A 12,481-nucleotide genomic window follows, 5' to 3' on the forward strand; every position below is an offset into this window, starting at 1 on the left:
TACTCTCTATACATCAAGTCAAGGATGGAAAGGAGTGTAGGAGATGAACTTTGAGGAATATCGATTAGATGACGCGGTGCTGTGCCGCTATGATCAAGTATATAACACCTATAAGCAGATGTACGGCGATCCGGACCACCGGGAGCCAAAATTTATCGCGGTGCTTCCCAGTGAATATAACCCGGTTTGGGAGGAGAGACTGGCCGATCCGGCTATCATGCTAAAGGCGGAGCTTGAAAGCTTGAAGCCCCATATCGAGGCGGAGGATGATGCGGTTCTATCGGTAAGAGTCCAATTCGGCACGGCTGTGGTGGCGGAGGCTTTCGGCTGCGAGATCGCCGTTCCGCCCAACAATCTGCCATGCGCGAAGACCCATGTTGTGACTAGCCTGGAGCAAATTCCGTATTTGGAGAAGCCGTCCAAGGATTGTCCCATCTACCGAAAGGTTCGGGATTGGACAGAGTATTATGTGGAACATATCCCAGAGGGATACCAGGTCCAGCTGGCGGACATTCAGGGCCCCTTCAATACAGCCCATCTTATCCGCGGCAATGATATTTTTTATGATCTCTATGATGATCCCGAGATGGTTCAGCAGCTTATGGCCATCGTCACGGACCATATAGCGGATTATGCCAGTTGGCAGTGGGAGTGGACGAATGCCATGGATGGATGGTTCTTTGACTGGGGTGCCATGTGGAAGGGCAATGGACGGATTTCCAACTGTTCTCTGCACATGCTGGGAACAGAGCACTATGAGGAGCATATCCATGTCCACGATGTGGAGCTTATCCGGCGGCTGAAAGGGGGACGCATCCACTACTGCGGCACAACAAAAGGCATTATTGAAAGGATTGCAGCGATTCCAGGCGTCAATGGCATTGATTATGATTCGAGCCTTCACGACGTGGAAGAGACGGCGCAGACAGTTCCCGATCACGTCGCCCTTTTGCAGGATGTGGCGGTTGATTCCCCTCTTTACAACAGGATGCTTAACAGTGATCGATGGCCTATCCCGAAGCGCAACATGATCTTCCGTATCACGGGCCTGAAGACACCGGCCCAGGCAAAAGAGGTCATCGCCCGGCTGCGGAGAAACGCCGAGAATTCTTGACATTCCGGTGAGAGTGTAGTACAATAGCACTATCGTTACAGACGAAGCCCATGAGGTCCATGGGCTTCGTTTCGGTTATCCATAAATATAGGATTAATGGAGGACGCAAAAACCATGGAATACAAAATCATGACAGTGACGGAGCTTCCAGATTGGAGTTTGATTCCGCAGGCACAGATTGCCACCTATCCTTGGGGAGGTGAATATCGCCCCCTTGCATGGGCCAGACTCTGTTTTGTGCCGGGCCGTGGCTTTCTCCTTCGGTTGGAATGCGAGGAGACGGATCCGAAGGCTACGTACGCAAAGATCAACGATCCGGTCTGCAAAGACAGCTGCCTGGAGGCATTTCTCAACTTTAAACCAGAGCTGCCTGGCTGCGGATACTTGAACCTGGAAGCCAACGCGAAAGGGACGTTTCTGTGCGGCTACGGAAAAGACCGGTATGGCCGAAAGAGTTTGGGCGACCTCGGGGTGCCGTATCCAACGGTGACGCCTTTTTCGACGGAGAGCTCATGGGGGTGGGTCGCAGAGATTCCGCTGCCGCTGCTTCAACAGGTGTACGGGGAGGCGGAGTTTGTGCCTGGAGACCGAATCAAGGGAAATTTCTATAAATGTGGCGATGAGACGAAGACGCCTCACTATGGAAGTTGGAATCCGATTGAGAATCCGACGCCGGACTTCCACAGACCGGAAGGATTTGGGGAACTGGTGATTCTGCCATGAAAAAGAGAGAGTATGAACTTCACACAAAACCGGAAGGCCTGTATTCCATCACGGATAAAGTGAGGGCGGCCGTCCGGGAGAGTGGCGTCCAGGAAGGCTTTTGCATCATTTTCTGCCCACATACTACGGCGGGGATTACCATCAATGAAAATGCGGATCCGGATGTGGCGAGAGATATCCTGTATGGCCTGCGGCAAACATTTCCAGAGCGTCCAGAATATCAACACATGGAGGGGAATACGAATGCCCATTTGAAGGCAAGCTATATGGGAAGCAGCGCTACAGTTCTCATCGAAAATGGAGAGCTTGTGCTGGGCATTTGGCAGGGAATTTATTTCTGTGAGTTTGATGGCCCTCGAAAACGTAAGTTTTATGTCAAGGTTGTCAGCGATGGGGAGACGGCGACTGCGAAAGGGTGAGCAGTCGAATGAGCGTATCCACGGTTTTGACCTCCGAGATTGCAGAATGTTGAGAAAGGAGACTGTTTATTGGATCTGCAGGTTCAAATAAAGGCGTTGAAATATTTGCTGCGGTTGATGAATGGGGAGATTGACAAGATGCCCCATGCAAAGTACACTCCGCAAAAAGAAAAATATTATATACGGGCTGCGAATACCGCTTTTTTTAATAGGGTGCCTCCGGCATCCCAGGGTGTGCCTGCTGAGCAGGTGGAAGCATTATTCCGGGGATTGGCGGGGGAGAGAGGTGTCAATGCGCACTCTCTCTTACTCCTTCGCCACGGCCATGTGATCGCGGAAGGATACTGGAGCCCTTACCGGCCAGATTACGCTCATATCACGCATTCCATGTGCAAGAGCATTGTCTCCATGGCAATCGGCATTGGGGCGGGGGAGGGAATCCTTGCGCTGAATGAAACCGTTGCGGATATATTTCCAGATCTCATAACTCTGTTTACACCGAAGAATGTGAAATCCATCACGATCCAACACCTTCTAACCATGAGCAGCGGTTCAAAATTCAATGAACTCAATTCCCTGTTGGAAGATGACTGGCTCAAAGGCTATTTGGAGACAGACACCTCCTTTGAACCGGGCAGCCGGTTTGAGTACAACAGCTTGAACACCTATGTTCTGGGAGCGATCCTCCGGCAGAAGACAGGGCAGAGCCTATGCGAGTATTTGAAGCCACGTCTGTTTGACCCTCTCGGGATTGATCCAGTTCACTGGGAACAATGTCCTATGGGACGGGAAAAAGGGGGATGGGGATTGCTGTTGCTGCCGGAGGATATGGCGAAGTTGGGGCAGCTATATTTGCAGCAGGGACGATGGCAAGGGCAACAGCTTATTCCAAAGGATTGGGTGCGAGACTCCACGAAGGTACAAATCCATCAGAAAGTTGATCCCACCACCACAGGGTATGGGTATCAGATTTGGACATTGGAGGACGGTGCGTTTCTATTCAATGGTATGTTTGGGCAGAGCGTGTACGTGTTTCCAGAGCAGGACATGGTCATTGTGTTGACCTCCGGGGCTCAGAATTTTCTGCCGGAGGGAAAAGCGACACCCTACATTCAGCGGTTTATGCAGGGAGTGGCCTCCTCCAATCCGCCCTCCTTGGATTCAGAGAGGGCCATGGATAGCCTGCGATTCACACAAAGCCATTTGACCTATGGACGTCCCATTCCAGAGTATATGCCGGAGGAGAGGCCATCTCTGTTTAAAGTGATACAGCGCCGGTTAAAGCCTACTAAAAAAATAGACAGCGCGAGGACGGTTCTTCCGGATTGGGCGGCAGCCCTTCACGGAAAAACATTGCAGTTGTCAGGCCCTTGTGGAAGCTTATTTCCTTTTATGCTGCAATGTATGCACAATAATTTTAGCTCAGGTCTGGAGTCCATTTCCTTTGCGGTGGAGGGGGATGCGCTGCTGATGGAGTGTGTGGAGGGAGAAACGGTCAACAGGATTCCCATTGGGATCGGCTTGCCGCACTATGGAGATTGTTCCATAAAGCGGGATATCTACACTGTGGGAAGCCAGGTGTGGAAGACGATCGATGAGGACGAAAATCCGGTGCTGATCTTTACGATATCATTTATTGAGATGTCCAACACGAGAATCATCAAGTTATTTTTGGAGCCGGATCCTATCCATGTGGAGATGGACGAGGAGCCTTCCATGACGGAAGCCCTTAGAAACCTGTCCATGGGGATGTTGGAATCTATGAAAGAAAAAATACCCTTTAAAAAGAATCAGGAGTATTTGCTGTATCGGATTGAACGGTTGATGGCGCCGCGGGCCGAGGCGTCATGGAAAGAATAAATTTTTTTCGGCGCTTCGCGGTGATGGTGCGCAGAATCGTCACATCCTTCCCCCCCTGTGCAAAGATGCTGAGGATATCTGCTAGATCCAGTGCGTCGGCCAGCGCGTTGTGAGAGACGTCCCTTGGCAGGCCGAAAATGGCTTTCAGATCGGACAGGCTTAAATGCATGGGGAGCGAAGGGGGAAGAAGTTGTCGGTCCAGGCACTCTTGTACGTCCTTGAGCCATGTAATCTGATCTCTTAACATGTCGTCCGCTTGTTTATCTTCCAGGTCAAAGGCAAGGGCAGCGCGGTCCATGCAGCCAAAGTTTAGATAGTCGGTGACGCCGAGAGATTGACAGTAGGCGAAGAATTCTTTCAGAACCGGAATGGAATTCCTAGCGGCATCGATCTCCTCCTGGCACAGCCCTGTCAACTCTTTGCAGTACTCGCTCAGAATCCGGTTGTTGAGGGGGCGAATTAACGAATAGTACTGCCCCACGGTTTGGTCGCTGGCGTTGCGGATGACAGCGCCGACTGAAAGAAGCTCGACCCCATGATTTTTGCATTCTTTCGGCTTTTCATTGCGGCATGTGTACTCGAAATCCACATAGCAGTATGGACCTTCCCCTAAGGACAGTGCCTTTTTCAACTGAGAAAAGGAGGAAGGAAAGCGCCTGTGGGCTGCCATGAACCGTTCTGCATCTTCCAGGCATGAAAAGGATTTCGCGCAGGCATTTTTGTATTGATGAATTTGCTGCAAGTATTCTTGTGGATCGGTATAGATACCCGTACAGCGGCCATTGGCTACGGCGTAGTATCGCAATGCGTTCACCTCTTTATTATGCTCATTGTAGTAAGTATACCTGCTTTTAGCGATAGTGTCAAGGTTGAGCGGACTTGACAAGTTTCCCCAAAGGGATATAATCAAGCGTAGAGAAAGGATGTGAAGAGAGTGAGGCAATCAACTGGCCATAAAAAGTCCCACAAGGTCCGAAATAGTATCCTGATCGTGTTGGGGGTTTTGCTTCTTCTTATAGTGTTGGCTTTGCTTTGGTATGCTCTTAAAATTTCCAAGATTCAATACGACACGGGAAACGGAGAATGGAGTATCGACACGGAGATCAGCATTCCCGATGAGGGCGAGACGATTTTTCAGGACTCCGACATTCCCGTTGTGGATGACGGTCAGCCTATCGAAGTTCCGGATGGCGATGTTTGGAAGGATGAAAATGTCTTCAATATCTTATTATTAGGTACGGATGAGCGGTCCAAGGAATTCAGTACCAATGCCCGGGCGGATAGCATACTGGTATTGTCCCTAAACAAAAAGGAGAAGACCATTAAGCTTGTCAGTCTGGGGCGAGCGACCGGCGTCCCCATTCCTGGACGCAACGATGATCTGTTGACCCACACCTTTCGGTATGGAGGGGCGGAGTTAACTATGAAGACGGTGCAGGATTGCTTTAAGGTGGATGTTGAGAAATATATTCGGGTTAACTTTCATACCTTTGAGCAGTTGATTGATTCTGTCGGCGGGGTGGATATCGCTCTGGTCAAAAAGGAGGCTGATGCGCTGAATCAGCTTACCAGCGCGGGGCTGACCGAGGGGGAGAATCATTTGACGGGAGCGGTGGCTCTCCAGTATTGCCGCCTTCGCTCCATCGATAGCGACTGGCAGCGCGTGGAGAGGCAGAGGAAAACTTTGCAGGCAGCTGCGCACAAGGCGAAGACCCTTAATCTCTTGGAGCTGAGCGGTGCGCTGGACGATATCCTCCCTCTTGTGAAAACCAACCTGACAAAGGGAGAGATCACGTCGCTGCTGCTCTCTGCTCCTGGCTATCTAGGGAAGGATTTTGAGCAGATGACCATACCTGTCAAGGGGAGCTATTGGTATAAGATTGGCGTGGATGGCCGTGAGATGAATGGAATTGATTTTCCCCAAAATATAAGGATTCTGAGAGAATTTCTCTATGGCGCGGAATGAAATGGAGGAAATGAGGATGCCGACAACATATTATATTGATCCAGAGAAGGGCTGTGACAGCTATGACGCCCTAAGCCCAGAGAATGCGAAGCAAAGCTATCGCAGCCTGCACCTGTTGCCAGGGGATACGATTCTTTTTAAGCGAGGAACTGTACAGCGGGATGTTTTGGAGATGACAGAGGGAGAGAGGGACGCTCCGATTACCTACGGTGCCTATGGAGAAGGGGAAAAGCCTCGATTTTTAGGCTCTGCCAACATTACGGATGCGCAGGCGTGGACCGAGGAGCAGCCTAATATTTGGCGGTACCAAAGGGAAATCCCGGGCGAAGTCTGCAACGTGATCTTCAATGGCGGAGAGTCCTGCGGGAATTTGTCCTGGACCCCGGAGGAACTGGCGAAACAAGGAGATTGGCACTATACACAGATTGGAAAGAATGACTCTCGGGAAGAAGCCGCGATCCTTCGAATTCCGGAGGCCTTCTATTTATATTCCAAGGGCAATCCTGGGGACGTGTACGAGAATATTGAGTGTGCAGTCTATGGGCAGCGCACAATGCTAAAGGGCCGCCGCTGGGTTATCGCGGAAAATCTTGCGTTCTGCAACAGCGGTGTCCACGGCTATGGGGAATCGAAGCCAGAGCATGTAGTGATTCGGCATTGTGAATTTCGTTTCATTGGTGGATGCATCTGGAGCCGGCGGCTTAAAATACGGTTTGGCAATGGAGTGGAGTGCTGGGACGGCGGCCACGATTGTCTGATTGAGGGCAATATGTTTGACAATGTTTACGATTCCTGTGTAACTCATCAGGGAAGCGACAATACGGAGGTTCCGGAGCGAATCTATTTTCTCAATAATACGTTTCAAAATTATGGGATGGCTGCCTATGAGTGTCGAGACCGTATCGGGCGTGACATCCGATTTGACGGCAATCGGTGCATCGGGGCTGGAGAGGGATTTGCCTTGCAGAACGAGACGCCGCCTCGCCGGTCAGAAATTTGGCCGCAGCCCATGGGCCACCATGTCTTTATATGGCGCATTGACAATCCAACGGATGGCGGCCAAATCAGTGTGCAGAACAATGTATTCTATAAATCGCCATACGGCGCTGCAATTTACTCGATCATTAATCCGGAAGCGGAGAAGCAGTTTATCATCGACCACAACCGCTATTACAAGGAGTCGAATGAATTGCTGATTCGGATGGCAGGGAAAAATTTTGCATTGTCGGAGTTCACCTCGTATCAGACGGAAACGGGACAGGACCGGAACAGCTGCATTGAGAGGAATTAGTCCGTGTAAAAAAGAGCAGATTCTGATATGTTAAGAAAATCAGAATCTGCTCTTTTTTGTATGGTAAGGTCGCCGTGAGGACCTTTATATTCCACTTGCCAAATAGGTGCGAAGCCCCAGTATTTTTTTCATCAATACATCAAATGATTCCGGGCGCAGGGATTGGGCGCCATCACAGAGGGCCGCAGCCGGATTGTTGTGTACCTCGATGATCAGACCGTCAGCTCCAGCGGCCACGGCTGCCATAGACATGGGTTCCACTAAGGCTGCATTTCCGGTTGCATGGCTGGGATCGACGACAACAGGCAGATGGGATAATTTCTTTAGCATGGGAATCGCGGAAATATCCAAGGTGTTGCGAGTCGCAGTTTCAAAGGTTCGAATTCCCCGTTCGCATAAAATGACATTTTGATTTCCCCCGGCCATAATATATTCTGCGCTGGTCAGCAGTTCTTCCAGTGTATTGGCGAGGCCGCGCTTTAGCAAGATGGGTTTCGGTTGCCTGCCTAGTTCTTTGAGAAGGTCAAAATTTTGCATGTTTCGAGCGCCAACCTGAATGATGTCCACGTCGGAAAATAGCTCAAGATGGGCGGGACTCATGATTTCTGTCACAATAGGCATACCCGTTGTGTCCTTCGCCTTTTTTAAAAGCTCTAGCCCTTCCGCTTTCAATCCCTGGAAGGCGTATGGAGACGTGCGGGGTTTAAAAGCGCCGCCGCGCAGCAGAGTTGCGCCGGAAGCCTGTACGGACTGGGCGATATTTTGAATTTGATCTTCGCTTTCAACGGAACAAGGGCCAGCGATGACCTGGAAATGCCCGTCTCCGATAGCCAAAGAGCCAACATGTACGACGGTATTTTTTGGGTGGAATTTACGGTTTGCCGCTTTGTATGGTTCCTGGATCCGTTTGACATCCTCCACGATATCTAGGGATTTTAGAGCATCGATATCAAGGGAGGAGGTATCGCCGACCAACCCTAATACAGTGGTGTGGAGCCCTTCCGATTGATGAATGGTAAAATGCTTGTCTTCCAACAGTTTGATTAATTTTTCTTTTTCTTGTTTTTCAGCGGAGTTGCGTATGAGTAAGATCATGGAATGCCCTCCCAATTTTATACGTAGATCGAACGTATGTGATTTTGTATTGGTTAACTATAGTCTTTTTATAGAAGAAAGTCAAGTGGGTCTGTGAGAAGACGAAAAGCCCCGCCGGAGCGGGAAATAGATGGAGGCACCGGCGTGCAAAAAGGAGGGGCCGAAGGAGAGGAGAAGACGAAAAGCCCCGCCGGGGCGGGAAATAGATGGAGGCACCGGCGTGCAAAAAGGAGGGGCCGAAGGGGAAGAGAAGACGAAAAGCCCCGCCGGAGCGGGAAATAGATAGAGCCGCCGGCGTGCAAAAAGGCAGATACGGAGGAGAGGAGAAGACGAAAAGCCCCGCCGGGGCGGGAAACAGCCAGAGGCACCGGCGTGCAAAAAAGCGAAGCCAAAGGGGAGGAGAAGACGAAAAGCCCCGCCGGGGCGGGAAATAGATGGAGGCACCGGCGTGCAAAAAGGAGGGGCCGAAGGAGAGGAGAAGACGAAAAGCCCCGCCGGGGCGGGAAATAGATAGAGCCGCCGGCGTGCAAAAAGGCAGATACGGAGGAGAGGAGAAGACGAAAAGCCCCGCCGGAGCGGGAAATAGCCAGGGGCACCGGCGTGCAAAAAAGCGAAGCCGAAGGAGAGGAGAAAGCAAAAGCCCCGCCGGAGCGGGAAATAGCCAGGGGCACCGGCGTGCAAAAAAGTGAAGCCGAAGGGGAGGAGAAGATGAAAAGCCCCGCCGGGGCGGGAGGCAAAAAGAGGCACCGGCGTGCAAAAAGGAGGGGCCGAAGGAGAGGAGAAGACGAAAAGCCCCGCCGGGGCGGAAACAGAAAGAGGCACCGGCGTGCAAAAAGGCGAAGTCGAAGGGGAGCAGAAGATGAAAAGCCCCGCCGGAGCGGGAAATAGCCAGGGGCACCGGCGTGCAAAAAAGTGAAGCCGAAGGGGAGGAGAAGATGAAAAGCCCCGCCGGGGCGGGAAACAGCCAGAGGCACCGGCGTGCAAAAAAGTGAAGCCGAAGGGGGGCAGAAGATGAAAAGCCCCGCCGGAGCGGGAAACAGATGGAGGTACCGGCGTGCAAAAAGGCGAAGCCGAAGGGGAGCAGAAGACGAAAGCCCCGCCGGAGCGGGAGGCAAAAAGAGGCACCGGCGTGCAAAAAGGCAGATACGGAGGAGAGGAGAAGACGAAAAGCCCCGCCGGAGCGGGAGGCAAAAAGAGGCACCGGCGTGCAAAAAGGCAGATACGGAGGAGAGGAGAAGACGAAAAGCCCCGCCGGAGCGGGAAACAGCCAGGGGCACCGGCGTGCAAAAAAGTGAAGCCGAAGGAGAGGAGAAGACGAAAAGCCCCGCCGGAGCGGGAAACAGCCAGAGGCACCGGCGTGCAAAAAAGTGAAGCCGAAGGGGAGGAGAAGACGAAAAGCCCCGCCGGGGCGGGAAACAGACGGAGCCGCCGGCGTGCAAAAAGGCGAAGCCGAAGGAAAGGAGAAGACGAAAAGCCCCGCCGGAGCGGGAAACAGATGGAGCCGCCGGCGTGCAAAAAGGCGGATACGGAGGAGAGGAGAAAGCAAAAGCCCCGCCGGAGCGGGAAACAGCCAGAGGCACCGGCGTGCAAAAAGGAGGGGCCGAAGGAGAGGAGAAGACGAAAAGCCCCGCCGGAGCGGGAAACAGCCAGAGGCACCGGCGTGCAAAAAGGAGGGGCCGAAGGAGAGGAGAAGTCAAAAAGCCCTGCCGGAGCGGGAAATAGCCAGGGGCACCGGCGTGCAAAAAAGCGAAGCCGAAGGAAAGGAGAAGACGAAAAGCCCCGCCGGAGCGGGAAACAGACGGAGCCGCCGGCGTGCAAAAAGGAGGGGCCGAAGGGGAGGAGAAGACGAAAAGCCCCGCCGGAGCGGGAAATAGAAAGAGCCGCCGGCGTGCAAAAAGGAGGGGCCGAAGGGGAGGAGAAGACGAAAAGCCCCGCCGGAGCGGGAAATAGATGGAGGCACCGGCGTGCAAAAAGGAGGGGCCAAAGGAGAGGAGAAAGCAAAGCCCCGCCGGAGCGGGAAACAGATGGAGGTACCGGCGTGCAAAAAGGCGAAGCCGAAGGGGAGGAGAAGACGAAAAGCCCCGCCGGGGCGGGAAACAGCCAGAGGCACCGGCGTGCAAAAAGGCGAAGCCGAAGGGGAGGAGAAAGCAAAAGCCCCGCCGGAGCGGGAAACAGTCAGAGCCGCCGGCGTGCAAAAAGGCGAAGTCGAAGGAGAGGAGAAAGCAAAAGCCCCGCCGGAGCCGCCGGCGTGCAAAATTATTCAACAGAAAGCGATAGTACCTGTTCAACAGGGGTAAAGCCAGTTGTGACGATTGTAAAGCACTGAGGGCTAGCGCCACAGGAGCCGCGCATGGTAGCTCCATAATGATGAGCGTAAAAACCGCCATTCAGGACAAAGGCACACCCATCAGAGTAGCGATACTGACAAGTACCACGCTTCCAAAAAACATAGTCACCCGGCTTTGTAAAAAATTCTGTATCAGGAGTCTCATACAGACCGCCCGCATCAAAGAGCAGTTCCATCTTAACAGGGACCCGTTCACAGCCGCAAGTCGAAACTGTAACGTTCAGCTTATTACCATGAACAGAAAAGTCCAGATTCACATCAAAGTCCTGGACACAAACCGTCTCCCGCTTCGAGTGATCCATGTCCCGCCATTTCCATGTGTCGGGTTTTTCCATAAAAGGACGGCGATACCCTTGCCTAGCATGGTAATGCAGGCGGTATCCATTGTCGATGGGAAGGATTTCCTGCGCTTGAAATTGACCCAGAGTGCCAAAGAAGGATCCAGCAAACCGGAAAAAGACTCGATGTTGCTTATATTGCAGCTTTGCGAACATAGGCTGATTTTGAATCAAAGTAAAGGAAAGATCATAATCGCGATAGCGATACACGCCGCTCTCCACAAAAAGCGTCTCATACTTAGGCACAGGTGGCTTTGTGGGCGTCGCCAACATTTTCTGAACAAACTCCGGTTCCAGCAGAAACCGATAGAAATAGGCGGTCGATCCTGCGGCCGAAGAAGGGGAGAGCGTAAAACGCGCCAAGTTTTTTGTCTGCAAGTAATCCGCCATCCACGCAAATTCTGGATTCTGTGTTTCAATCGCCATGTATAAAAAATTCTCATAATAGGCGGAGATAGAGGGATCTGTCCCCGCATCCTGGCGGGTAGAATTCATTGTACAGATCGTTTCATCCGGCTCAAAATATTTCATGGACAGGTACAGATTGCGAGTCACATGGTCATAAAGCTCCGGCATCCCCAACTCATGGGCAATCAAAATCAAAGAGCGGTTACAGATGATATTATAAGTCCCAGCGCTGCGCTCAGTATATTCCCCGTTCTCATCACAGTCGATTCCCTCATTGAGAAAACGATGGATGTGATGGAGATAGGATTCATCTCCTAATAGGCTGTAGCAGAGGGCCAGGGCGCCTGAAACGACCCAGCGGTGATTGGGCGTGTGAAAACCACAATTGACCATGGCATCGCCAGATGCCTTGGTAAATCGATAGAGTCGCTCCTCCAGCGCATCTTCCTCAGGCGAATGGCTGGTAAACCGGCGAAGGATTTTATACGCCGGTCCGAGTCCCTGGATGTTGAATGCATTGCTGGTAGAATCATGGAAGTTCGTCTCAACCAAATCAATGGTTCCATCTTCGTGCTGTTTTGCCAACTGATAATCCATAGCAAGACAGGCCCGGTTCAACAGCTCTGGGTTTTTGTAGAATTCGCTCTCAGGGGTATAGAAAGCGGTGATACAGGCGGCGGCAATCCCACAGGACGCTTCGGGGAAACCTTTCCTAAAATCAACAGTTGCGCCGTAATTGACAGAGGCATCATCCATACACTGCGCCGCCAGCAGGCGTCGGATGCCAGCATCGAACAGGGGAATCGTAGAGATAAAATGATTAAGCATAGGGCTATTCCTTTCCATCAATATGTAAGTAAGATTCATTAAAATTATGGAGAGTATAGCATTGCTGTCATGGAAAGTCAAGAATGAAATTC

12 protein-coding genes are annotated in these 12,481 nt (G+C 51.9%); 9 read left to right on the forward strand and 3 right to left on the reverse strand.

Translation table 11 applies throughout. The annotated features are described in order from the left end of the window. The first annotated feature begins 43 nt into the window (after positions 1-43). The 4 genes from H8730_RS13410 (at position 44) to H8730_RS13425 (ending at position 4,116) form a co-directional block, all read left to right on the forward strand. Positions 44-1,114, forward strand: a complete 1,071-nt coding sequence (locus H8730_RS13410; protein ID WP_177714202.1) for a uroporphyrinogen decarboxylase family protein — start codon at positions 44-46, stop codon at positions 1,112-1,114. A 114-nt stretch (positions 1,115-1,228) separates the two neighbouring features. Beyond that, on the forward strand, positions 1,229-1,837 hold the full coding sequence (locus H8730_RS13415; RefSeq protein WP_177714201.1) for a carbohydrate-binding family 9-like protein: 609 nt from the start codon (positions 1,229-1,231) through the stop codon (positions 1,835-1,837). Beyond that, complete coding sequence (locus tag H8730_RS13420; protein WP_177714200.1) at positions 1,834-2,256, forward strand: secondary thiamine-phosphate synthase enzyme YjbQ; 423 nt, start codon at positions 1,834-1,836, stop codon at positions 2,254-2,256. Before H8730_RS13415 ends, H8730_RS13420 begins: the two co-directional genes overlap by 4 nt. Positions 2,257-2,325: 69 nt before the next feature. After that, on the forward strand, positions 2,326-4,116 hold the full coding sequence (locus H8730_RS13425; RefSeq protein WP_177714199.1) for a serine hydrolase domain-containing protein: 1,791 nt from the start codon (positions 2,326-2,328) through the stop codon (positions 4,114-4,116). On the opposite strand, the gene H8730_RS13430 is transcribed toward H8730_RS13425, so the two are convergent. After that, a complete protein-coding gene (locus H8730_RS13430) occupies positions 4,037-4,930 on the reverse strand; it encodes a ribonuclease H1 domain-containing protein (protein WP_177714198.1) in 894 nt (297 codons plus the stop codon). The genes H8730_RS13425 and H8730_RS13430 overlap by 80 nt on opposite strands. 120 nt (positions 4,931-5,050) lie before the next feature. Between H8730_RS13430 and H8730_RS13435 the strand changes: the two genes are divergently transcribed. Both H8730_RS13435 and H8730_RS13440 read left to right on the forward strand, forming a co-directional pair. After that, complete coding sequence (locus H8730_RS13435) at positions 5,051-6,082, forward strand: LCP family glycopolymer transferase (RefSeq protein ID WP_177714197.1); 1,032 nt, start codon at positions 5,051-5,053, stop codon at positions 6,080-6,082. Between the two features lie 16 nt (positions 6,083-6,098). After that, positions 6,099-7,373, forward strand: coding sequence for a right-handed parallel beta-helix repeat-containing protein (locus tag H8730_RS13440; protein WP_177714196.1), 1,275 nt, complete (start codon positions 6,099-6,101; stop codon positions 7,371-7,373). Positions 7,374-7,457: 84 nt separating this feature from the next. Here H8730_RS13440 and aroF read toward each other — a convergent pair whose 3' ends face one another. Beyond that, a complete protein-coding gene (gene aroF / locus H8730_RS13445; RefSeq protein WP_177714195.1) occupies positions 7,458-8,468 on the reverse strand; it encodes a 3-deoxy-7-phosphoheptulonate synthase in 1,011 nt (336 codons plus the stop codon). A 434-nt stretch (positions 8,469-8,902) separates the two neighbouring features. On the opposite strand from aroF, the gene H8730_RS13450 reads away from it, so the two are divergent. The 3 genes from H8730_RS13450 (at position 8,903) to H8730_RS13460 (ending at position 10,794) form a co-directional block, all read left to right on the forward strand. Further along, positions 8,903-9,157 carry a hypothetical protein gene (locus H8730_RS13450; RefSeq protein ID WP_249289943.1) on the forward strand — a complete coding sequence of 85 codons (255 nt, stop codon included), beginning with the start codon at positions 8,903-8,905 and terminating at the stop codon, positions 9,155-9,157. A 62-nt stretch (positions 9,158-9,219) separates the two neighbouring features. Next, positions 9,220-9,384 carry a hypothetical protein gene (locus H8730_RS13455; protein WP_249289944.1) on the forward strand — a complete coding sequence of 55 codons (165 nt, stop codon included), beginning with the start codon at positions 9,220-9,222 and terminating at the stop codon, positions 9,382-9,384. A gap of 138 nt (positions 9,385-9,522) precedes the next feature. Continuing rightward, positions 9,523-10,794, forward strand: a complete 1,272-nt coding sequence (locus tag H8730_RS13460; RefSeq protein WP_249289946.1) for a hypothetical protein — start codon at positions 9,523-9,525, stop codon at positions 10,792-10,794. Here H8730_RS13460 and H8730_RS13465 read toward each other — a convergent pair. Beyond that, positions 10,725-12,389, reverse strand: a complete 1,665-nt coding sequence (locus tag H8730_RS13465) for a hypothetical protein (protein ID WP_177714194.1) — start codon at positions 12,387-12,389, stop codon at positions 10,725-10,727. The two genes, H8730_RS13460 and H8730_RS13465, sit on opposite strands and share 70 nt — an antisense overlap. Between the last annotated feature and the right edge of the window lie 92 nt (positions 12,390-12,481).

It is taken from the genome of Bianquea renquensis (genome assembly GCF_014384895.1).
GTDB classification, from domain to species: domain Bacteria; phylum Bacillota; class Clostridia; order Lachnospirales; family Bianqueaceae; genus Bianquea; species Bianquea renquensis.

Excerpts from the sequence above, each read along its gene's own strand:
- H8730_RS13410 (WP_177714202.1), top strand. The coding sequence starts at position 44 with ATGAACTTTGAGGAATATCGATTAGATGACGCGGTGCTGTGCCGCTAT.
- aroF (WP_177714195.1), bottom strand. The coding sequence starts at position 8,468 with ATGATCTTACTCATACGCAACTCCGCTGAAAAACAAGAAAAAGAAAAA.
- H8730_RS13420 (WP_177714200.1), top strand. The coding sequence starts at position 1,834 with ATGAAAAAGAGAGAGTATGAACTTCACACAAAACCGGAAGGCCTGTAT.
- H8730_RS13440 (WP_177714196.1), top strand. The coding sequence starts at position 6,099 with ATGCCGACAACATATTATATTGATCCAGAGAAGGGCTGTGACAGCTAT.
- H8730_RS13450 (WP_249289943.1), top strand. The coding sequence starts at position 8,903 with ATGGAGGCACCGGCGTGCAAAAAGGAGGGGCCGAAGGAGAGGAGAAGA.
- H8730_RS13415 (WP_177714201.1), top strand. The coding sequence starts at position 1,229 with ATGGAATACAAAATCATGACAGTGACGGAGCTTCCAGATTGGAGTTTG.
- H8730_RS13465 (WP_177714194.1), bottom strand. The coding sequence starts at position 12,389 with ATGCTTAATCATTTTATCTCTACGATTCCCCTGTTCGATGCTGGCATC.